This window comes from Marinitoga sp. 1154 (genome assembly GCF_013363285.1).
In the GTDB taxonomy this organism is placed as follows: Bacteria; Thermotogota; Thermotogae; order Petrotogales; family Petrotogaceae; genus Marinitoga.
The window spans coordinates 1-22,223 of sequence record NZ_LBFB01000021.1; the positions used below are offsets into that span (position 1 = coordinate 1).

Consider the following 22,223-nt stretch of genomic DNA (forward strand, 5'->3'; position numbering starts at 1 on the left):
GTATCACCTCCAATAAGTTTTGGGTACAATATAATAATACTACAAAAGTAAATCAACACCAAGTGTGGGGGTGATGCCCTTTTTCGAAATAGCTTATAATCAATATTCTGTAAATTGAATTTACACAGTATATTGGAATAAATTATGGAGGTGACATATTGTGGAATTTTTTAAAATAGACAAAATTCCTGAGGATTATGATTTTTTAGACATTATGGTAATCGATATATATGGAAAAATGAAACATGTAACTTTACCTAAAAGTTATGTAAGTGAAAAAATTTTCAAAGAAGGTATAGGGTTTGATGCTTCAAATTTTGGTTTCGCAAAGGTTACTGATTCTGATATGGTTGCTATTCCAGATAGGACAAATATGTATTTAGAAATAAATAATAATATGAAAATTGTTCATGTTTTATCGGATGTAATAAGTCCTTCTACTGGAGAGTATTTTGATCAATATCCTAGGAGTATAGCAAAAGAAACTTTAAAATATCTTAAAGATTCAAGAATAGCTGATGATGCAAAAATGCTTGTTGAACTTGAATTTCATATATTTGATGGTGTTGAGTATAATACTTCATCAACAGAATCATATTATAGTGTTGAAAGTTCTGAAGGATTGGGAAATAGCCAATATTATCCGAGAGCAAATGGTTCATCATATCATTTAAATGAGCCATATGATATACATTTTCAATTAAGAAACGAAATCGTTAAAACTTTAGAAAATGCAGGTATTCTTGTGAAATATCATCATCATGAAGTTGGAATGTCACAACACGAAATAGAATTAAATTTTATGAGTTTAGTTGATGCAGCTGATAGTGTAACACTTGCAAAATATTTAATAAGACGAATTGCAAATGAGTATGGACTTTTTGTAACATTTATGCCTAAACCATTATATAATATGCCTGGAAATGGTATGCATGTGCATCAATTTTTAGAAAAAGAAGGCAAAAGTTTATTTGTAGGAGATGAATTATATAATTTAAGTGATTTAGCTTTGAAATATACAGCGGGTGTTTTAAAACATAGTTTGACTGGGTCGTTGCTATCCTGGTCTAATCCAAGTACAAATTCATATAAAAGGCTTGTTCCGGGATTTGAAGCACCTATTTCTGCATCGTTCTCAAAAGGAAGCAGAAGTGCAGCTATTAGAATTCCGGGATATTTAAGCAAAGCAGATACGAGAATTGAATTCAGAACAGGTGATGCTACAGCAAATATATATTTTTTCCTCTCTGCAATGGTTTTAGCCGGAGTGAATGGAATTGAAAATAATCTAGATCCAGTAGATTTGGGATTTCATTCTAAAGGTGAAAACGATAAAGAATTTCCGTTAAATTTAAAGGATGTTGTAAAAGGCCTTGAAAAAGATAAAGAATATTTAAAAACATTTCCAGATTCATTGATAAACAAATGGAAAGAAACAAAAATAAAAGAAGCTAATATGATTTATTCAATACCTGTCCCTAAAGAATTTGAATTATATTTTGAATTATAGATTACAATAACAGCAGGATTTTTTCCTGCTGTTATTGGTAGATATATATTTTATTGTACATGTTCAGAGTTAAGAAATTAGATAAGTGATGTCTATTCAAAAAGAAACGACTAAATACATTATATATCCTCCAATTTATTTAATACTTTTTATCTGTACTAAAGATTACTTTTTCTAGTTCTCCTTCAATATTATTAAGATACCAATTCATTTTTAGCAAATCTTCATCTAAAATACTTTCGTCTTTATCCACTATTATTTTATTAGTATTATTTATTATTGGACCGCTAAATATATCAAAATTATTATTTTTAATTAACTCTTCCATTGCTTCAACTATTCTTAGAGTTTGACCTGGAATTAATTTGCTATTTTTATATAATTTTACAACACCTTTATTCATACCATACCAATATTTTTTTAAATCTTCCAGATTTTTTGAAGTAGTAACAGACCATTTGTTTTCAAGAAGCCTTCCTACTATTTTTTTATAAAATCTTCCCCATTCCCAGTAGGATGAAGCTATATATGTTTTTGATGTAATATTGTCGGATATTACATTATATCCAATACTCAAAATATTTTTTTTATCTGCTATTTTTTGTGGCACTAATGAGTCCATATTGGTTGCCAGTATATCTATATCTTCATTAATCAACTCATTAGTTTTTTGAGTTTCAATATCATGATCTATCCATTTTTTTGTCCATTTGATTAAAATTTTTGCATAAGGGTTTACAACTTTAACACCAAGGGCAAAAGCATTTAAACTTCTGACAAAAAGTGGTAGTGGATAAGGTGCGATATATCCTATTTTATTTTTTTTCGTTATTGCACCAGCAATTAATCCCGTTAAAAATTTCGGTTGATATATTCTTCCAAAATAGACAGACAAATTTCTATAACTTTTATATCCTGCACAATTTAAAAATTTTATATTTGGAAATTCTATAGCTGCTTTGTATGTTGAATCCATATAATCATAACTTGTTGTTATAATTAGATTATATTCCTGGTTGATTAAATCTTTAATTAAATTATAAGATTCTTCTTTTTTTACATTTTCAACGAAATAGGTGGAGATTTTATCTCCAAATTTATTTTCGATATATATTCTTCCATTTTCATGTGATTGGACCCATGTGCTTTCATTAATATAGTTTCTATAAATAAAAGCTATTTTTAATTGCTTTTCTGTTGGGCTTTTTATTAAAGATGTAAAAACTTCCTGTAATATATTTTTTCTTTCTTCAATATAAATATTTTCCAGTTCTTTTATTAACATCCTGATTTTTGGTTTTAAATTCTTATGCTTTAAATTTTTTTCTATTCCATATTTTTTTAGATAAAACAAAAATGCTTCACCAGTTGTTATAGGTAATTTTTCACCATTTAATTCATGATATATTTTTCTAAAATCCCAATATATTGATTTTTCAAGAAAGTTAAAAAATTCTTTTGGATTTTCATTATTTTTTTTAACGTAATCAATTAATATTTTTTCTAATTCTTTAAATCCACCTTCTCTTTTGAACCAGATCATGTTTATTTTAGTTTTTTCATAAAATTCAAGAAATTCATAATATATTCTTATATTTATATCCATTTCATCATATTTAGGTATTAGCCTTTTAACATTAGCCATTATTGATGGAGAATCTAGATATTTTAAAACACTTGTTCTTTTATTTCCTTCCATTACATAAAATTTATTTAAATATTCATAAGCTACAATAGCATCTCTAATTCCTTCTTCCTGTTGTGCCTCGAATAAATTCATCCATTTTATAGCAAACTCACTATCTTCTTCTAAAAGAGGCATAAAGTTTTTTGCAAATGCACTCTTTCTCGAAGCATAATATGTACCTTTTACTTTTTTTATAGGTATTTCTATTACTCCTAAAGAATTTTCACTAATAATATTTTTATCCTTTATTATTTCTTCTAAAGCAGGTAGATATCCATCTTTCCCTCTGCTTTGCCAGTATAATAATTCTCTTTCGGCCATCTTTTTTGCATTTCTATATTCTTTTGAACTATCAAACCTCATATTGTTCATATTACCCTCTCCCGAATTTTTTAAATATAAATATCTTTAAAAAGAATGATTCCTTCTTCACTTATAATTTCTAATATTTCTTTTTTCTCTTCATCATATTTTACGTACTTATAAGGAACGGTGTTAAGCAAATAAGAAACTTTGTTTTTGTAATGAATTTTAAAATTTAGTTTTTGATCTGTATATCTTGGATGTATATGGCCATAAAACCATATTTTAGGGAAATATTTTTTATATATTAAAGCCATATTTTTTGAGCCTTTATGATATGAACTGATTTCTTTTTCAAACATATTTTCAATTCCTGGAGGAGAATGAGTTATTAAAATGTCCAATTGTTTGATAAAATTTAATCTTTTTTTTCGAGATAATATTTTTTCAAAATTTTTTGCGTCTTTTTCTGCAAAATGAAAAGGTTTTTTTCCATATGAAAAAGCTCCAGAAAAACCTCCTATATAGATATTTGATTCTATATTTAATACTCTTTTCAAATTTTCAATTTTTTCATGTATTATTATTAAGCCTTTATATGTTTTTGAATATCCTGAAAGTTCTACATCAAATAAATTTTTAAAATATTTTTTGTCATGATTTCCATAAATCATATAACTTATTTTGGGATTTAATGTATTTAATAAGTAATCAAGATAACCTGGCGATAAATCTCCACAGCACAATAATACATCACATTTCTTAATTTTTTTAGGTAAATATCCTCTTTCTTCATCTGATACTGCTACTATTTCAAGCATATTATCTTCCTTCCAATTTTTTTATTATTATACCAAAAAAAGATTAAAAACAAATAGAATATATTTTTTGATTTAAATCTAAAATAATATAAACCTAAAAACTTTTACAACACTATTTGTTGATTTTATGTAACATTTTAACATTGTTGACAAATATTGTTGTTTTCTGTTGTTTATGGTAAATATAAAACGTTTTTACCCCTACCTACCACGGGTATTATTTCTTTTTTATTTCTTTTTTATTTTCATTATTTTAACTATTTTGGATTATAAAAAGAAAAATATCAAACATGTAATTTTTTTTTAGCTTAAAAATGGATAGAATTTGTTATAATTAAACTGGTAATAAATTGTGAAAATAAAAACAAAAGGAGGAATGTTTTATGAAGAAAATTTTTGTGGTTGTTTTAGCTCTATTATCTATTTCGTTATATGCAGGTATGTTTGGTTATGGCCAAGGTGGAGAAGTAAATGTATATACAAGTAGACATTATGATACAGATCAGAAATTATATGATGAATTTACAAAATTAACAGGAATTAAAGTAAATGTAATTAAAGCTGGAGAAGATGAATTAATTGAAAGAATAAAAAATGAGGGTAGTGACACAAGAGCGGATTTATTTATAACTGCTGATGTAGGAAGGCTGCACAGAGCAAAAGTTTTAGGATTATTACAACCTATCGTTACAGATGTGTTAATAAAAAATATACCGAATAATCTAAGAGATAGAGAAAATTACTGGTATGCTTTAACTGTAAGAGCAAGAGTTTTAGCTTATTCACCCGAAAGAGTAGATATATCGAAGATAAAAACATATGAGGATTTAATTAATCCTGAATGGAAAGGAAGAATTGTTGTCAGATCTTCTTCTAATATATATAATCAATCTTTAATAGCTTCATTTGTTGCAATATATGGTGAAGAATGGGCTTTAAATTGGGCAAAAGGTATTGTTAATAATATGGCTAGAAAGCCTCAAGGGAATGATAGGGCACAGGTTATAGCTGTTGCATCTGGTGAAGGGGATATTGCAATAGTAAATACATATTATATAGGGAAGATGTTAAATTCATCTGATAAACAACAGGTAGCAGCGGCTAAAAAAATAAAAATATTTTTTCCTGAAAGAACTCATATAAATGTAAGTGGTGCTGGTATTGTAAAATACTCAAAAAACCGAGAAAATGCAATTAAACTTTTGGAATTCTTAACAAGTAAAGAAGCACAGGGTGAATTTGCTAAAGCAAATTATGAGTATCCTGCAAATCCAGAAGTTGAACCATCTGAATTATTAAAATCATGGGGAAATTTTACTTCTCAAGGAATAGACTTAACACTATTAGGTGAGTATAATTCTAAAGCTGTTGAAATAATGGATAAAGCTGGTTGGAAATAATAAAACCAATAGGAGGATATATGAAAAAAACAACTTATATTATATTATTTTTAATTTCAGTACCTATTTTTGTTGTTTTATACAATTTAATAATTCCTTCTAATAAGAATTGGACGCATATTTATAATTATTTGTTAAAAGATTATGTTCTAAATTCATTAAAACTTATTATAGGGACAGGATTTTTATCAGCGGTATTAGGTATCTCAAGTGCATGGTTTGTTAGTTATTACGAATTTCCTTTTAGAAAACAATTTGAGTGGTTGCTAATATTGCCATTAACTATTCCTCCGTTTATAGGTGCATATGTATATGCAGGTATGATTAGCTATACTGGTTCATTACAGACATTTTTAATGAAGTATACGGAATTTAATGGGAAATCGTATTTATTTAATATTATGTCAGTTTCAGGATCGGTATTTATATTTTCAATGTTTTTATTTCCATATGTTTATTTAACAGTAAAATCTTTTTTTTCAAAACAAATACATAATATTATAGAAGTTTCTTATTCTTTGGGGAAGGGAACTTTAGAGACATTTTTTAAAATTGTTTTGCCATTGGCTAGACCCGCTATAGTGGGCGGGACTAGTCTTGTATTAATGGAAGTATTAAATGATTATGGTGTTGTGAAATATTACGGAATTCCAACTTTTAGCACGGGAATTTTTAAAGCATGGTTTTCTCTAGGCGATATTAATACAGCAATAAAATTATCAGCTATTTTATTATTATTTGTTTTTAGTATTTTATATTTTGAAAAAATTTTAAGGCAAAATAAATCATATGCTACTAAAAAAAACAAACCAATAAAAAGAAGAAAATTAAAAGGTATTAAATTATATCTAATTTTTTCTTATATGACAGCTTTGTTTTTATTATCCTTTTTGTTTCCAGTATTGCAATTAATACAATGGTCTATATTTTCGTTTAAAAATACCAATATAAAATTTATTGAATTAACTTTTAATTCAATACTTATAGCCATGATATCTTCAATTGTTATAATAATTCTGGCTCTTATAATTTCAGATACTATCCGATTTAGTGGAAAAAATACAGTTATTTTGTCAAAAATAGCTACAATGGGTTATTCTATACCTGGTGCAGTTATTGCTGTTGGTGTAATGATAATTTTCATAAACTTAGATAAAACTTTATCCTCTTTATATGCATTTTTAGGTATTAAATCAAGATTAGTATTAACTTCTTCAATATTAATGCTTATTTATGCATATATTGTTCGTTTTTTAAATATAGCTTATAGTCCTATTGATAGTAATTTTGAAAAAACTGGAAAATCCTATCATGAAGCTTCCAGAAGTTTGGGGAAATCATTTTTTATTACATTTTTAAAGATCGATATTCCAATTATAAAACCTGCTATTATTAGTGCTTTTATTTTTTCGTTTATTGAAATAATAAAAGAATTACCTTTGACTTTAATTCTTAGACCTTTTAATTTTGATACATTAGCTACAAAAGTTTTTGAATATGCAAATGATGAAATGATACATGAAGCTTCTGTAGCATCTTTAACAATAATATCAATAATTTTTATTTTTATACTAATTTTAAGAAAAATAACAGGAGATGGTAAATAATGTTTTTATATATAGAAGATATCTGGTTTAAATATGATAAAGATTTTGTATTGAAAGGAATAGATTTTCAAATTAAAAAAGGGGAAACAGTTGCTATTGTTGGTGAAAGTGGAAGCGGTAAAAGTACTATACTTAGAATAATTGCAGGATTTGAAAGGCCGCAAAAAGGTATTATTAGATTGGAAAATCGAATTTTAACTTCAAAACAGCATTTTGTTTTTCCAGAAAAAAGAAATATAGGGTTTGTATTTCAAGATTATGCATTATTTCCGCATATGACAGTAAAACAAAATATAGAATTTGCAAAAAAAAATAAAACAAAGGAAATGTTGCAATTAGTCAATTTAAAAGGATACGAAAATAGATATCCTCATGAATTAAGTGGCGGGCAACAGCAAAGAGTTGCATTGGCAAGAACACTTGCAACAAACCCAAAATTATTGCTTTTAGATGAACCTTTTAGTAATTTGGATGAAAATTTAAAAGATAGAATCAGAACGGAATTAAAAAAAATTCTGAATAAAGCAGGTATTACAACAATTTTAGTTACTCATGATAAGAATGATGCTATTGCTCTGTCAGATAAAATTATTATTATCGAAAAGGGAAAAATTAAATATATTGGGAAAACAGAAGAAGTATATGATCAAAATTATGTAAATTAAAGTGAATAAAAATAATCCCCTGGTTCAGGGGATTATTTTTACTCTACAGAATTAATAATTTCCATTATTTTATCTTTCATTAATTTTAATTTCTCTTTTGATTTATTTTCATCTTTATCCTTAGAGTAAATATAAATCTTTAATTTAGGCTCTGTTCCGGATGGTCTAACCGCATACCATGAGCCATCATCGAAGAAAAATCTTAATACATTTGATTTTGGAACATCTGTTTCATTTATTTCATTTGTCGTTAAGTTCATATCTTTTTTTTCTAAATAATCAATATATCTTATAAGTTTCATATTGCCAATTTCTTTCGGAAATTCTTTTCTGTATACTTCCATAATCTTTTTCATTTTTGCCATACCTTCTAACCCTTCGATGATAATTGAAAAATTATTTTCAAAATAATATCCTATTTCATTATATAAATCATATAGTACATCTATTAACGTTTTTCCTTGTTTTTTATAATATGCAGCAGCTTCTGAAACAAACATAGAAGAGATAACGCCATCTTTATCTCTTACGAACGTGCCTGTTACATATCCTATGCTTTCTTCATACCCGAATTCGAAATCATATTTTCCTTCTAATTCATTTTCTAATCCACAGATATTTTTAAATCCTGTTAATGTTTCAAATGTGATTACACCATATTTTTCAGCTAATTCCTTTCCTAAATCACCTGTAACTATTGATTTTATAATCATTCCTTTTTCAGATAATGTTCCTTTTTCTTTTCTTCCTTCAATAATATATTTTATTAATATAGCTCCAGTTTGATTTCCGTTTAAAGGCACATATTCTCCTTTATGTTTTACCATTACAGCAGTTCTATCACAATCTGGATCGGTTGCTATTATTACATCTGCATCTTTATTTTCAGCCAATTTTTTTGCATATTCAAAAGCTTTTATATCTTCAGGATTAGGATATCCGACGGTTTTAAAATCTGGATCCGGATTTTCTTGTTCAGGTACAACAAATATATTTTTAAAGCCTCTTTCAGCCAGTACTCTTCTAACTGGTTTATTCCCGGTACCATTAAGAGGTGTATATACAATTTTAACATCTTTATCAATATCATCTCTTATTGCTAATCCTTTTACTTTTTCTATATATTCATCTTCAATATCTTTACCAACATATTCTAATAAACCTTTTTCAAGAGCTTCGCTTTCAGAAATTTTCTTAATCATTGAGAAATCTGTTAATTTTTTGATATTTTCCATTACCGGGATAGCCACATCATCCAATATTTGAGAACCTTGTTCCCAGTAAACTTTATAACCGTTATAATTTTTTGGATTATGGCTTGCTGTAATTACTATACCAGCAGCAGTATTCAATCTTCTAACAGAGAATGAAAGTAAAGGTGTCGGTGCGATATGATCAAACAAGTAAGCTTTTATTCCATTGGCTGCTAAAATAAGTGCAGCTGTTTTTGCAAATAACTCCGAGTTATGTCTAACATCATATGCTATAACAACTCCGCGTTTCATATATTCTTCACCTTTTGAAACAATAAAATCTGCCAATCCCTGCGTGGCTTTACCCACTGTATAAATATTCATTCTATTTGTTCCTGCACCTAATATACCTCTTAATCCAGCAGTACCAAATTCTAATTCTTTATAAAATCTTTCCATAATCTCCTTTTCATTTTCTCTTATTGATAATAGTTCTTTTTTAGTTTCTTCATCCACATGGGGGCTGTTTAACCATTCTTCGTATACTTTCATGTAATCCATCATCATCACTCCTTTATCATTTTCTTATCCTCCACCAAGTAGCGGTAATATTTGTAATTCTCCATCTTTTATTTTTTTATCCATTGAGATAAATTCATTGTTATAAAGAAATTTAACTCTCATTGTAATATAACTTTCTTGACCATTTAGATTTACATATAATTTCAATACCATATGATCTTTTTCTTTTTTTATTATTTCAAATTTTGATTTAATCTTATTTCCGATTATTTTTAACAATTCTGCTAGTTCTTTTTCCTGTTCAATATCCAAGTTTATTGATTTTTTGTCAAGAATTGCTCTTAAATTACTCATGAATTTTATTTTTAACATTTATTCACCTCCTCAGTATAATCATTATCATCGCAACATTAAATTATACCACAAAAAATATATCATAAAATGATATATTTTTTAACTTTATTTATTTTTTTGACTTAATATTTCCGCTTAAAATTTTTTGCCTAAATTTTTCTTCATTTCATACATTTTTTTATCAGCTCTTTTTAAAGATTCTATATATGATTCTCCGCAGAATTCAGAAAGTCCGTATGAAATAGAAACATCAAAAGAATAATTATTTTCTTTTATTTTTTCAATAATTATTTTCATTTTTTTCTTGATATTTTTAATTGTAGCATCAGGAAATATTAATAAAAATTCATCACCGCCAAACCGTACAGCTATATCCATTGACCTTATATTATTTAAAAAGATATTGGCAATAAATTTTAATACATTATCTCCTGTCAAATGACCATATGTATCATTTATATTTTTAAAATTATTTATATCTATCATTGCCAATATGGATTTTTTATTATTTCTTTTAAGATATTCAGCATGTTTTAATATCCATTCATTAAAATAGTATCTTGAATATAGTTGAGTTAAGGTATCTTTGGTTAGTAAATCTTTATAATGATTATTTTCTTCATTATATTTTTTTAATATATATTGATACCTAACAACGAAATCTATATGTTCTGCTATAGATTCTATTAATTTTTTATCCATTTCCGAATATGAATCTATTCCTTTTTTTCCAAATGAAAATAATCCGTGAATGTTTTTTTCAAATTTATATGGAAATAAATATAAGGTTAAATCTTTATACGAATTATCCATTTCATATATATTTATAACGCTTTTATATTCATCCTTTGAGAAATTTGATAAGTCTTGAATATATAATTTTTTTAAATTATTTTTTAAAAAATACCATGAAATACCTTTTTGTTTTTCGTAAATAGTTGTTTCGATTTTTTTATTTTCAAAATAAATTGTTACTTTAGCACTTTTTTTATCTTTTGAAAAAATACTAAAAGCAAATAAGTCTACGAGATCGACTTTTCTTAAATAATTAAATATACTTTCCATTATTCCAGATAAATTAAAATTTTCAGTATATGTTAAATTTCTTAAATTATCCAGAACTTCAATTTTTTGATTCATTTGGTGTATCATTTTATCTTTTTTATAAATTTCAGTTATATTATGAAAAACCTGCAAAATTACTATTTTCCCAAAAAAAGTAATTTTCATTGAAAAAATTTTATAAATCTCATTATTAATTTTTTTTATAAAGTTCAAAGAAACTTTATCTTTTTTTGTGGATAATATTTGTATTATTTGTAATTTTTCTTTTTTGTCAAAAAATGTAATATAATCATCCACTGTAATTATTTTCTTTTTCAGTATTTTTTCAATCTCTGAAGAATAATAATAAATTTTATCAAAGTCATATATTATTATAATTAATGGCAAATTATTAAGAACTATAAAAATATTTTTAATAGTTCTCCTAAGATTATATTTACTTATAATGATAAAAAATATACTTAATAATAAAAACAATAAAATACTATATATCATTTTTTCCTCCAATATAAGGAATTGTCAATTTTTCAAAAGGATTTTCTTTAAATATTAAAAATTGTTTTTCTCTATCAAATCCATCAATGAATTCAGGAAAATATGTTAAATTATAAATAATATAATTTAATGGAAGTCCTAGATTATTTAAAATTCGAGCATCTCTAATCCAATCTGGCATCTCAACTGGTGCATCAGATGAAAAGAACATAGGTATTTTTTCATTATATAAATCTTTAAATCTATATGTTAATTTTTTTCTCTTTCCTAATCTGCTTTCCAATATTTCTTTATCTGAGTCGAAAAATTGTGGTTGCATATCCAATATTAATTTGTGCTTTTTAATCATTTTTATTTGTTCGTCATGTAAGATAGAAGCATGAATTATTCTATGAAAATTGTTTGGTTTTAAATCATTAAAAGATTCTAAAATTATATCAACAGCTTTATCTCCTATTGCATGCATACACAAATGAAGATTATGATTTTCACAAAATTCAATAACTTTTTTTAATTCCTCTTTATGCCATAATATAGAACCATTTTCTTTACTATCATTATATTTTTCTCTTAAAAATGCCGTTCTTCCTCCAAATGAGCCATCCATATATAATTTCACGCTTTTAAATTTCTCAAAATATTTTAAATTATAATAATTTCGCAATTCATCAAAATTATTAATTGCAACTTTTTCTAAAATTTTCATTTCATTATTAAAAGGTAAATTTTCTTTTTTTATACCGTGCAAATCATCAGAATGAACATATCCGTAACCTTTTGATTGCAAATATTTTGTGGCTTTTTTATAAGCCCCTTTAATATCTGAAAAGTATCCATATATTTCATAAAATTTTTCAAGGGCTTTTTCTTTTATAATCTTATTTTTGAAATCTATATATTTATTATCAATTTCTTTTGATAATTTTTCTAAAATAATAGAATTAACAATAGCAATATGCCCACATCTTCTAATCAAAATTATAGGAATGTTTTTAGAAATTGGATCTAAATCCATTTTTAAATTACTCCATCCTCTTAATATAACTTTATCTTCCCCTTTGTTTAATTTGTCTATAATAATTTTTTGTATTTGCTCAGTATTTAATTTTTCAAGATCTGGATTTAATAATTTTTCACCAAAACCCAATATATGCATATGAGTATCTGTTATTAACGGGGTTATATATTTTTTCACATTATGTTTTGTATTTTTAAAAATAAAATTTCCGTTTTTTGTTAAATAATACACAATAACACCTCTTTTAAATATTATTGTAATTTAATATTAAAGTATTAATAATCATTCGCTATATTAATATTATACCATAAAAATTAATTGCGATAAATCGCTAAATTTTATAAAGTTATTTTGTAATATTTTGGTTGCCTGTTTTAAATAATAATGAAAAATTCTCATTATATTGAAGGTTTATTATATATCAGCAATTCATTTGATAAAACTTAAATTGGGGTGACATTATGACTATCCATTCTATTCTTGTTTTATTTATTGTAACTTTAGCTTATCTTTACATTATTTTTGGTCGGAAAAATAAACCTGCTGTAGTATTTAGTTTGGCTTTAATAATCTCAGCATTGAGGTTGGTAAATGGTTTAGACACAGAGAATTTCAGCCATGTTGTTGATATTGACACTTTAGGATTATTAACTGGAATGATGATGATAGTTGCTTTTTTGAGTAAATCTGGATTTTTTGAATATTTTTCAATAAAAATAATAAAACTAGGTGGAAAGCGTTTTTTTCTTACTGTTACGTTATTGATGATAATAGTTGCTCTTACATCCGCTTTTTTAGACAATGTTGTAACTATATTGGTTATGGCACCTATGATTTTTTTAATTTCTGATATGCTTGAGATAAATCCAATACCTTTAATAACTTTAACCATATTAATGGATAATATAGGTGGAGCTGCAACTTTAATCGGGAGTCCTTTAAATCTTGTAATAGGTTCTATTAGCGGATATTCTTTCAATGATTTTATAATAAAAATGGGGCCTGTTTCTATTTTAGCATTTATAGGGGTATTGATATATTTCAAAAAACATTTAACTATTGATGAAAAAGCATTGAAAAATATAGAAAAGTTAAAATTAATGGATGAAAATAAGGCTATTACAGATAAAAAGATGATGATATTTTCTTTGCTGGATTTTATAATTGTTATTATTCTATTTATCCTTCATACATCGTTGAATCTTGAATTAGCTGTTATTGCGCTTTTGGGTGGCTCTATACTTGTTTTTAAATTTTCTGGAGGTTATGAGAATATTGCTAAAGATATAGATTGGGATATGTTATTTTTCTTTGCTGGATTATATATGACATCATATGCGCTCGAAGAAATAGGTTTTACTGAAAAAATTGCAAACTTATTTATACCTCTAGAAGGAAATATGTTATTATTGTTGGGTATTTTTTATTTAATATCAATAATAACCATTCCTATATTGAACAATGTTCCATCTGCTTTAATTTTAGCTCCGGTTATTAAAATACTTGTTTCGCAGGGTATAAATCCTATATTGTGGTGGACTTTTGCAATTGGGGCCAATTTTGCAACGAGTTTAACTCCGCTTGGTGCAGTACAAAATATTGTGGCCGTAAATTATCTTGAAAAAAATCTTGGAAGAAGATTTGGTTTTATCGAATATATGAAATGGAAAATAGTGCCCGTATTAATTTCTTTAATTATTGGATTATTATATATTGGATATTTATTATATATATAAAAACATGAATTGGATATCCAATTCATGTTTTTGTTAAAATGTATTCTATATAATACGATGTCCAAAAAGTCAAATTCACCCAGACAGCTCAATTGATTATTATTTATTTACTTTAAATATCATATTATTATTTTTTGATTTTCCCATGTTAAATGTTCCTCCTAACGCTAGGACAGTTGCTAATTCTACCGGAAGCCCAACTTCAATGATTTTTTCCACAGTTTTCTTTACATCATATTTTACCTTTATGAATTCGTAATTATATATGCCATTATTTATTTCTAATATTAAATATGTTGCCAAAGGAGAACCATCCTTTGTCCTACCAATACTTCCGGGATTTAATATAGCTTTACCTTTTATATGTTTTGACATGATCAAATGTGTATGTCCGGTAATAATAATATCAGCATTTGTTTTATTAACAATTTCTTTTAACCTTAAAATATCTATATCAGGTTTTATATATTCAAATAAATGATTTAACGGACTGCCATGAACTAATAATAAATTAATTCCTTCAATTTTTAATTCGATTTTAGAAGATAATGATTTCAAATATTTCTTATTTTTTTTTGTTGTATTTTTTATTGTCCAGTTGATGGATTCATCTCCAACCTCCGTTTCTCTACCAGGATTATAAGCACAACCACAACTTTCTTTTTCATATCCAATTGCATTGTCGTAATTGCCCATAACACTTTCTATCTTTTCTTTTTTTATAATATCAATAACTTCATTTGGATTTGGGCCATATCCTACTAAATCTCCTAAACAATATATTTTTTCTATTTCTCTTTTCTTTATATCTTTTAAAACGGCGTTTAAAGCTTCTAAATTGGCATGAATATCTGAAATAAAAGCTAATTTCATATTATACCTCCTGAATAAATTTGTTTTTTGTTTTGTTTGCTATATTAACCAATGTTAACATTACAGGAACTTCTACTAATACCCCTACCACAGTTGTTAAAACAGCACCAGATTCTAGTCCAAATAATGATATTGCTACGGCAACAGCTAATTCAAAAAAATTACTGGCACCAATCATTGCGGCAGGAGCAGCTATTTTATGTGATAAATTCCATTTGTATGCCCAAAAATATCCTATAGAAAAAATAAAAAAAGTTTGTATTATTAATGGAATAGAAATTAATAATATGTGAAAATAATTATTTAAAATAATTTTACCTTGAAATGAAAATAATATTATTAATGTTATTAACAATCCAATTGGTGATATAATGGAAATTTCTTTTAAAAATATTTTATTAAACCATTCAAGGCCTCTTTTTTTTATTAAATGTTTTCTTGTTAAAACAGCTATAATTAATGGAAATAATACAAAAAATACAACTGATAAAATTAAAGTATTAAATGGAACATTAACATTTCCCACCTTAAGAAGAAATGATACAATTGGAGCAAATGCAAATAAAATAATTATATCATTTATTGCTACTTGAACAAGAGTATAAGCTGGATCTCCATCACTTAAATAACTCCAAACAAAAACCATAGCTGTACATGGAGCTGCTCCAAGTAAGACAGCTCCTGCAATGTATTCAGCAGCAAGTTCTGGGGAAATAAAGGCAGCAAAAATATATTTAAAAAAAACCCATGCGAAAAAATACATTGTAAAAGGTTTTATAACCCAATTAATTATTAAAGTTATAATTATACCTTTTGGATTTTTACGGACATTTTTTATACTTGAAAAATCGATTTTTAGCATCATAGGAAAAATCATCAACCATATTAATATAGCTACAGGAATAGATACATTTGCATATTCTAATTTACTCAAGATTTTTGGGAATAATGGAAAAAAATTTCCAATAAAAACACCAAAAATAATACATATTATAACCCATAAACTAAGATACTTTTCAAAAATGGTTATCTTTTTTTTCATGAGAAACCTCCTTTAAATTTATTTGACATCTTCCTGGAATACTTTTATATTTTTTTAGTTTAATTAAATCAGATTTAAAAGGTTCTAAATATTGTATTTCTTTCATTAGTTCATTCATAAATGGGTGTTTATCAAAATTCTCTTTATTAATTTTATAATATGTCCAATATGAACTTTTTCTACTTGATACTAAGTCGAGTAGCATTATTTTTTTTAAATGTTTTGAAATATTGGATTGAGAAATATTTAAAACTTCTTCTAAATCACAATTACAATGCTCACCCTGGAATAATATATTTAATATTCTCAGTCGTGTTTCATCAGAAAAAATTTTTATCATTTCAACAAATTTATTCATATTGACCTCCTTTTATATTACTATATGTTCATATAGACATATGATATAATTTTTCTATGAAGAAAATATTGAATTTATATTAAAATTTTAGAAAAATGAAATTAATTTTTTATAGTTGTGTGTGTTCAAGGGTGTATTATATAGACTGCAGTTTACAAAAAATTTTTTGTTTAATATTTAATCTTTTCGTAAAATAAAATTTCTGTATAAAAGGTAAAATATTTGCGATAAAAAACGCAAAGGGGTGGATTAAATGTATGATGTTGTTGTAGTTGGTGGAGGACCTGGTGGATATGTTGCAGCTATTAGATCATCTCAACTTGGCAAAAAAGTTGCTTTAATTGAAAAGGAACATCTTGGAGGAACATGTACAAACAAAGGTTGTATTCCAACCAAAGCCTTACTTACAGCCACTCATTTGTATACAGATATTATTACTAAATCTAAAAAATTTGGTATAAAGGTTGAAAATATTTCATATGAATTGTCTGGAATTCTAAAACATATGAATAAATCGATAGTTATGTCACGAAAAGGAATAGAATATTTGATGAAAAAAAATAATATTGATGTATTTAATGGAACTGGAATAATTATAGATAAAAATCATATAAAAGTAAATGATAAAATTTTAGAAAGCAAAAATTTAATTTTAGCTCATGGTTCAATTCCGGCAGTATTTCCTCCTTTTGATAAAATCGATGGAATATGGACAAGTGATGATGTATTTACTATGAAGGAAATACCTGAAAGTATAGTGATAATTGGCGGGGGAGTTATAGGTGTGGAATTTGCCACATTTTTTTCAGCACTGGGTAAAAAAGTTTTTTTAATTGAATTAGCCGACCATATTTTACCTTTTGAAGATGAAGACGTTGCTAAAGAAATAAAAAAAGCTTTAATTAAAAAAGGTGTAAAAATTTATGAAAAAACTAGAGTGAAAAATGTTATAAAAGATGATTTTTATACTGTTGTTGCAGAGTCTGAGAATAGTGAAATCGAAATATCTTCTGAAAAAATATTATTGGCAGTAGGAAGAAAACCATATATTCCACAAGATGTTAAGGAGTTAGGTGTAGAGATAGAAAAAGGTGTTGTTACGGATGATTCAATGAAAACTAATATAGATAATGTTTATGCAATTGGAGATATAAGAGCAAAAATAATGCTTGCTCATGTGGCAATGTTTGAAGGTATTGTTGCAGCACATAATATTGCTGGTGAAAGTATGAAAATGGATTATTCCGCAGTTCCGTCTATTATATTTTCTACACCAGAAGTTGCTTCAACAGGTTTAAAGGAAAAGGATCTGGATCCTGAAAAAATTATTATTGGTAAATTTCCTGTTTCAGCCAATGGTAGAGCAAGAACAATGGAAGAAAGAGAAGGATTTGCTAAGATTATAGCAGATAGAAAAACAAAAAAGGTTTTAGGTTTTACAATAATTTCACCATCAGCAACAGATATGATAATGGAAGGAGTTTTAGCTGTTAAATACGGGCTTACTATTGATGAGATCTCAAATTTAATTCATCCTCATCCTACATTAACAGAAACAATATTAGGTGCATTTGAAGATACGGAAAATTTAGCAATACATATATAAAAAATAAGAAAATGTAAAATTTCTATGAAAATACAATACGTATAAAAATAAATTTTGGCATAAAAAAGAAGGCTTAAAGCCTTCTTTTTTGTTAGAAAATATGACATTTTTTATCATAATCGCCTTTAATTGTTTTTTAACAGTATTAATCCATAAATATACATAATTCTTTTCTCATTTGTTAACAATTAAAGGAGTATAATCTTAATAGAAGATATTTAATTTGAATTTTTTAGTTTTTAGTGGAGGTGATTTTGTATGGATTCTCCAAATAGTATTATAAACAAAATTGTTAATGCAGAACTTAATATGCAGGAGAAATTAAAAAATGCTGAAAAAGAATTAAAAGTTGAATTAAGAAAAAAAATTCTTGAACTGGAAAATCAAAAAAAGGAAAAGTATATTATAATCGAAAAAAATGCTGAAAAAATTATTCAAAATGCTGAGGAATCAGCACAAAAGATTTTTTCGGAATATGAAAAAGAAATATTATTGTTAAAAGAAAAATTCAAATTTTTGGAAAAAGATATTGATAATTTTGCCTCAAACGTTTTGGAAAAAATGATTTCTTAAATGATATAAGAATAAAAAAGCAAATTCATAATTGGAGATGATTAAATTGAAATTTCCAGCATTAATGGCAAAAGTAAAAGTTTTAAATTCAAAGATATTAAATAGAGATGATTTTCAAAATTTAGTAAATTCTTCGAGCGTTTTCGAAATAGCAGAATATTTAAAAAATAATACTCATTATAGCAAAATTTTTGAAAATACAGATATTTCAAAGATACATAGACGTGATGTTGAAATTCTTATAAGAAAATCTATTTTAAAGGATTTTTATAATATTTATTTTTATCTTCCTGTAGAAGGTCAAAGATTTTTTAGAGTTATGGAGAAACGATTTGAAATAGAAAATATTAAATTTGTACTAAGATCTCTTCATTCAGGCCATCCAGAATATATTTCAAAAGAAAAATTCTTTCCGCTAAACCATAAAACTATTGACGAAGATATGCTATCCTCAATAAAAAACTTTGATGATGTTCTTAATATTTTTAAAAATACTTTTTATCAGCCTATTATTGATTCTGCTTACCAGAATTATTCTAAATCTAAAAAAATTCAACATCTATTAAATGCTTTTGATTTCTGGTATTTTACTAAAATGAAAACAACGCTAAGTTTAATTCCGGAATTTGGAAAAAATCTAAAAAAAATATTTTGTATACAGATGGATTTAGCAAATATTCAATGGATTTATAGAGCAAAAATTTTATTTAAGTTATCCACAGAGGAAGTTTTAAACTTTTTAATGCCTATTTCTTTTAATCTTTCAAAAACTGAACTACAAAATATTGCAACTTCAGAGAATATAGATGATTTTATTAATAAAATTTCAACATGTTCATATGGTAAATACTTTCAAAATATTGATAAAAATATTTTTCCATATGTTATTGAGAGAATATGTGAAAAAATTATATTGTTATATGCTAAAAAATTGTTAAGTCACACGCAAAATGGATTTGATGTGATGAGCGGATATCTTTATATACGAGAATATGAGTATAAAGATTTAATAACTTTAATAGAAGGAAAACGTTATAATTTTTCAAATGAAAAGATAAAAACTTTTTTATTATTGGCGGGTGATTAAAAGTGCATGAAAAATTAAAACCTTTTACTATTATTTCAAATAAATATGAATTAGAAGAGATTTCAAAGAAGATTCTGGATTCAGAAAAAGTTGAAATATTACCTTTAGAAAAGATTATTGAAGTAGATTTATTAAACGAATTGAAGACACAGAAAGAGAATGCATATAAAAATATATACAATAATTTTATAAATATTTTTGAATATGCTGAAAAGATTCCAGAACCAAAAACTAAAAAAATAAACTTTCCATTTGTTATTGATAAAGATGAAATTCTGGAATTTTCAAGAAATTTAAATAATAAAATGAAAGAAATTTCTGATAAAATGAATTTTTTAAAAGAAAAGAAGGAAAGATTAAAAACAGAAATAGAATTATTTGAAAAATTAAAACCTATAGAAATAGACATAGAAAAACTATTAATGATGAAAAGGTTAAACTTTAAAGTTGGAAAAATAAATAATCTATATTACGAAAGATTTATAAATAGTTTAGAAACCGAAAATGTATTAGCTATTAATCTTGCAGAAGAAGATAATTTTATGTGGTTAATGCTTATATATGAGTCAAATATGGAAATAGGAAAAACTTTATCAATAGCAAATTTTATTGAATATATTATTCCTGATTATACTGGTACGCCAAAAGAAATATTATGGATATTATATGATGAATATCGTTCTTTAGAATATGAAATAGAAATGCTAAAAATATCCTTAAAAAAAATTTTTTTTGAAAACAGGAGATTCATATATAAGTATTTTGATTATATATTTGTTTTAAAAAACATTTATGACCTTACCAATCAGATGAAATTTACTGAAAATTTCTTTATAATTTCTGGATGGACAACCGGGGATATATATAATGAATTGCTAAATTATACAAATTCAAACGATTATATTTTATTTATTGATTACGCTTTTTCGGAAAAATCACCGACATTATTGAAAAATAAAGGGATTTTTAAGCATTTTGAGTTTATCGTAAAAATGTTTGGAATTCCTTCAAGCGATGAGATTGATCCGACACCTATAATTACTATATTATTCTTGTTATTTTATGGAATGATGTTTGGTGATGTTGGGCAGGGAGCTGTTTTATCCCTGTTTGGTTTTTGGATTTATAAAAAAAATAAATCCGATTTATTTTATGTTATAGGAGCATCAGGCATTTTTTCAATTATTTTTGGTTTTTTATATGGAAGTTTTTTTGGATTTGAGAATGTTATAAAACCGTTATGGAAAAGACCAATGGATAATATAAATTATTTTTTAATACTTTCTATATATTTTGGAATATCAATTCTTACATTAGCAATGTTTTTGAATATTGTAAATAAAATAAAAAATAAAAATATAAAAGAACTCGTTTTTGATCCAAATGGATATGCTGGAATTGCTCTTTATTGGATTTTATTAGGTTCTGTCTTTTATATGATTAAAAATGGTACTTTCCCAAAAATCAGTTATATATTTATTATTGGTTTAATTATAATCATATATTTAAGAAGTATTATTTTTGAAAAAGGTACTTTAGGAGAAAAGATTGTACAGGGTTTTTTTGATTTATTCGAAATATTATTGGGATATCTAAGCAATACTTTATCTTTTATCAGATTGGGAGCTTTTGCTATGAATCATGCAGGACTATTTCTTGCGTTTTATATGATGTCTAAAATGACAGGAAATACCATTTTTTCATATATTATCCTATTGTTAGGAAATATTTTAATTATAGTTTTAGAAGGTCTGGTTGTGTTTATTCAAACATTAAGGTTAGAATATTATGAATTTTTCACCAGATTTTTTAAAGGAAACGGTAAAGAATTTAATCCTATAAAATACAAATTTTAGTGGAGGTGTTAGTTATGGCATATGTTGTTTCTCTTTTTGTTTTAGTATTTTTAACAGTTGTATCTGGATTCTATTTTTCAAAGAATCCTGAGAAATCAAGAAAGTTTGCAAAAAAAGTTTTTGCTGGAAATATAGTTTTGTTTGTGGTGATTATGCTTTTTGCTTTTATAACTTTAACTCCTACATCAGCATTTGCTGAAACAAATACAACAACAACACCTGCTGTTGATACTACTAATAATACAGGTCTTGGTTTAATAGGTGCAGCATTAGCAACAGGGTTGGCCGCAGTTGGAGCAGGTGTCGGTGTTGGGATGGTTGGTGCAGCATCTGTTGGAGCTATTAGTGAAAAGCCAGAGTTGTTAGGAAAAACCCTTATTTATGTAGGTTTGGCTGAAGGTATAGCTATTTATGGACTTATTGTAACCATAATGATTCTTGGGAGGATATAA

At 25.8% G+C, this 22,223-nt stretch carries 19 protein-coding genes; 10 read left to right on the forward strand and 9 right to left on the reverse strand.

What is annotated here, in order from left to right; all coding sequences use genetic code 11:
* Positions 1-160 precede the first annotated feature (160 nt).
* The gene (locus tag XO12_RS08790; protein ID WP_231580401.1) at positions 161-1,510 is read left to right on the forward strand and encodes a glutamine synthetase beta-grasp domain-containing protein; all 1,350 of its coding nucleotides are present in this window, start codon (positions 161-163) and stop codon (positions 1,508-1,510) included.
* 139 nt (positions 1,511-1,649) lie between these two features.
* On the opposite strand, the gene XO12_RS08795 is transcribed toward XO12_RS08790, so the two are convergent.
* On the reverse strand, positions 1,650-3,569 hold the full coding sequence (locus tag XO12_RS08795; RefSeq protein ID WP_052913266.1) for a BMP family ABC transporter substrate-binding protein: 1,920 nt from the start codon (positions 3,567-3,569) through the stop codon (positions 1,650-1,652).
* A gap of 20 nt (positions 3,570-3,589) precedes the next feature.
* Positions 3,590-4,321, reverse strand: a complete 732-nt coding sequence (locus XO12_RS08800; protein ID WP_047266413.1) for a metallophosphoesterase — start codon at positions 4,319-4,321, stop codon at positions 3,590-3,592.
* Positions 4,322-4,704: 383 nt separating this feature from the next.
* On the opposite strand from XO12_RS08800, the gene XO12_RS08805 reads away from it, so the two are divergent.
* Genes XO12_RS08805 through XO12_RS08815 form a run of 3 tightly spaced genes read left to right on the forward strand, consistent with a single transcriptional unit; the run spans position 4,705 to position 7,993 of the window.
* Positions 4,705-5,721 (forward strand): Fe(3+) ABC transporter substrate-binding protein, encoded by a 1,017-nt coding sequence (locus XO12_RS08805; protein WP_175420136.1) that lies wholly within the window; start codon positions 4,705-4,707, stop codon positions 5,719-5,721.
* Positions 5,722-5,741: 20 nt separating this feature from the next.
* Positions 5,742-7,328 (forward strand): iron ABC transporter permease, encoded by a 1,587-nt coding sequence (locus XO12_RS08810; RefSeq protein WP_047266467.1) that lies wholly within the window; start codon positions 5,742-5,744, stop codon positions 7,326-7,328.
* The gene (locus tag XO12_RS08815) at positions 7,328-7,993 is read left to right on the forward strand and encodes an ABC transporter ATP-binding protein (protein ID WP_047266415.1); all 666 of its coding nucleotides are present in this window, start codon (positions 7,328-7,330) and stop codon (positions 7,991-7,993) included. The genes XO12_RS08810 and XO12_RS08815 overlap by 1 nt, the downstream gene beginning before the upstream one ends.
* Before the next feature lie 38 nt (positions 7,994-8,031).
* On the opposite strand, the gene XO12_RS08820 is transcribed toward XO12_RS08815, so the two are convergent.
* From XO12_RS08820 to XO12_RS08835, 4 genes are all read right to left on the reverse strand, one after another.
* Complete coding sequence (locus tag XO12_RS08820) at positions 8,032-9,747, reverse strand: phospho-sugar mutase (protein WP_047266416.1); 1,716 nt, start codon at positions 9,745-9,747, stop codon at positions 8,032-8,034.
* Positions 9,748-9,771: 24 nt separating this feature from the next.
* Positions 9,772-10,080, reverse strand: coding sequence for a MoaD/ThiS family protein (locus XO12_RS08825; RefSeq protein ID WP_047266417.1), 309 nt, complete (start codon positions 10,078-10,080; stop codon positions 9,772-9,774).
* A gap of 117 nt (positions 10,081-10,197) precedes the next feature.
* The gene (locus tag XO12_RS08830; protein ID WP_175420137.1) at positions 10,198-11,622 is read right to left on the reverse strand and encodes a GGDEF domain-containing protein; all 1,425 of its coding nucleotides are present in this window, start codon (positions 11,620-11,622) and stop codon (positions 10,198-10,200) included.
* A complete protein-coding gene (locus tag XO12_RS08835) occupies positions 11,612-12,871 on the reverse strand; it encodes an amidohydrolase family protein (RefSeq protein ID WP_047266418.1) in 1,260 nt (419 codons plus the stop codon). The genes XO12_RS08830 and XO12_RS08835 overlap by 11 nt, the downstream gene beginning before the upstream one ends.
* A 230-nt stretch (positions 12,872-13,101) precedes the next feature.
* Between XO12_RS08835 and XO12_RS08840 the strand changes: the two genes are divergently transcribed.
* On the forward strand, positions 13,102-14,376 hold the full coding sequence (locus XO12_RS08840; RefSeq protein WP_175420138.1) for an SLC13 family permease: 1,275 nt from the start codon (positions 13,102-13,104) through the stop codon (positions 14,374-14,376).
* Positions 14,377-14,475: 99 nt separating this feature from the next.
* Here the strand turns inward: XO12_RS08840 and XO12_RS08845 are convergent, their stop codons facing one another.
* Genes XO12_RS08845 through XO12_RS08855 form a run of 3 tightly spaced genes read right to left on the reverse strand, consistent with a single transcriptional unit; the run spans position 14,476 to position 16,649 of the window.
* The gene (locus XO12_RS08845) at positions 14,476-15,249 is read right to left on the reverse strand and encodes a metallophosphoesterase (RefSeq protein ID WP_175420139.1); all 774 of its coding nucleotides are present in this window, start codon (positions 15,247-15,249) and stop codon (positions 14,476-14,478) included.
* A 1-nt stretch (position 15,250) separates the two neighbouring features.
* On the reverse strand, positions 15,251-16,291 hold the full coding sequence (arsB, locus tag XO12_RS08850) for an ACR3 family arsenite efflux transporter (protein ID WP_047266421.1): 1,041 nt from the start codon (positions 16,289-16,291) through the stop codon (positions 15,251-15,253).
* On the reverse strand, positions 16,266-16,649 hold the full coding sequence (locus XO12_RS08855; protein ID WP_047266422.1) for a metalloregulator ArsR/SmtB family transcription factor: 384 nt from the start codon (positions 16,647-16,649) through the stop codon (positions 16,266-16,268). Before XO12_RS08855 ends, arsB begins: the two co-directional genes overlap by 26 nt.
* Positions 16,650-16,902: 253 nt before the next feature.
* Between XO12_RS08855 and lpdA the strand changes: the two genes are divergently transcribed.
* The 5 genes from lpdA to XO12_RS08880 all read left to right on the forward strand — a co-directional run bounded on the left by lpdA (position 16,903) and on the right by XO12_RS08880 (position 22,223).
* Positions 16,903-18,255, forward strand: a complete 1,353-nt coding sequence (gene lpdA / locus XO12_RS08860) for a dihydrolipoyl dehydrogenase (protein ID WP_175420140.1) — start codon at positions 16,903-16,905, stop codon at positions 18,253-18,255.
* Between the two features lie 258 nt (positions 18,256-18,513).
* A complete protein-coding gene (locus tag XO12_RS08865; protein WP_175420141.1) occupies positions 18,514-18,828 on the forward strand; it encodes a hypothetical protein in 315 nt (104 codons plus the stop codon).
* Positions 18,829-18,874: 46 nt separating this feature from the next.
* Positions 18,875-19,915: a V-type ATPase subunit gene (locus tag XO12_RS08870; protein WP_175420142.1), complete on the forward strand. Its 1,041-nt coding sequence runs from the start codon at positions 18,875-18,877 to the stop codon at positions 19,913-19,915.
* Positions 19,916-19,917: 2 nt separating this feature from the next.
* Positions 19,918-21,771, forward strand: a complete 1,854-nt coding sequence (locus XO12_RS08875) for a V-type ATPase 116kDa subunit family protein (protein WP_175420143.1) — start codon at positions 19,918-19,920, stop codon at positions 21,769-21,771.
* A gap of 14 nt (positions 21,772-21,785) precedes the next feature.
* Entirely contained in the window at positions 21,786-22,223 is a 438-nt protein-coding gene (locus tag XO12_RS08880; RefSeq protein WP_175420144.1) for an ATP synthase subunit C, read from the forward strand.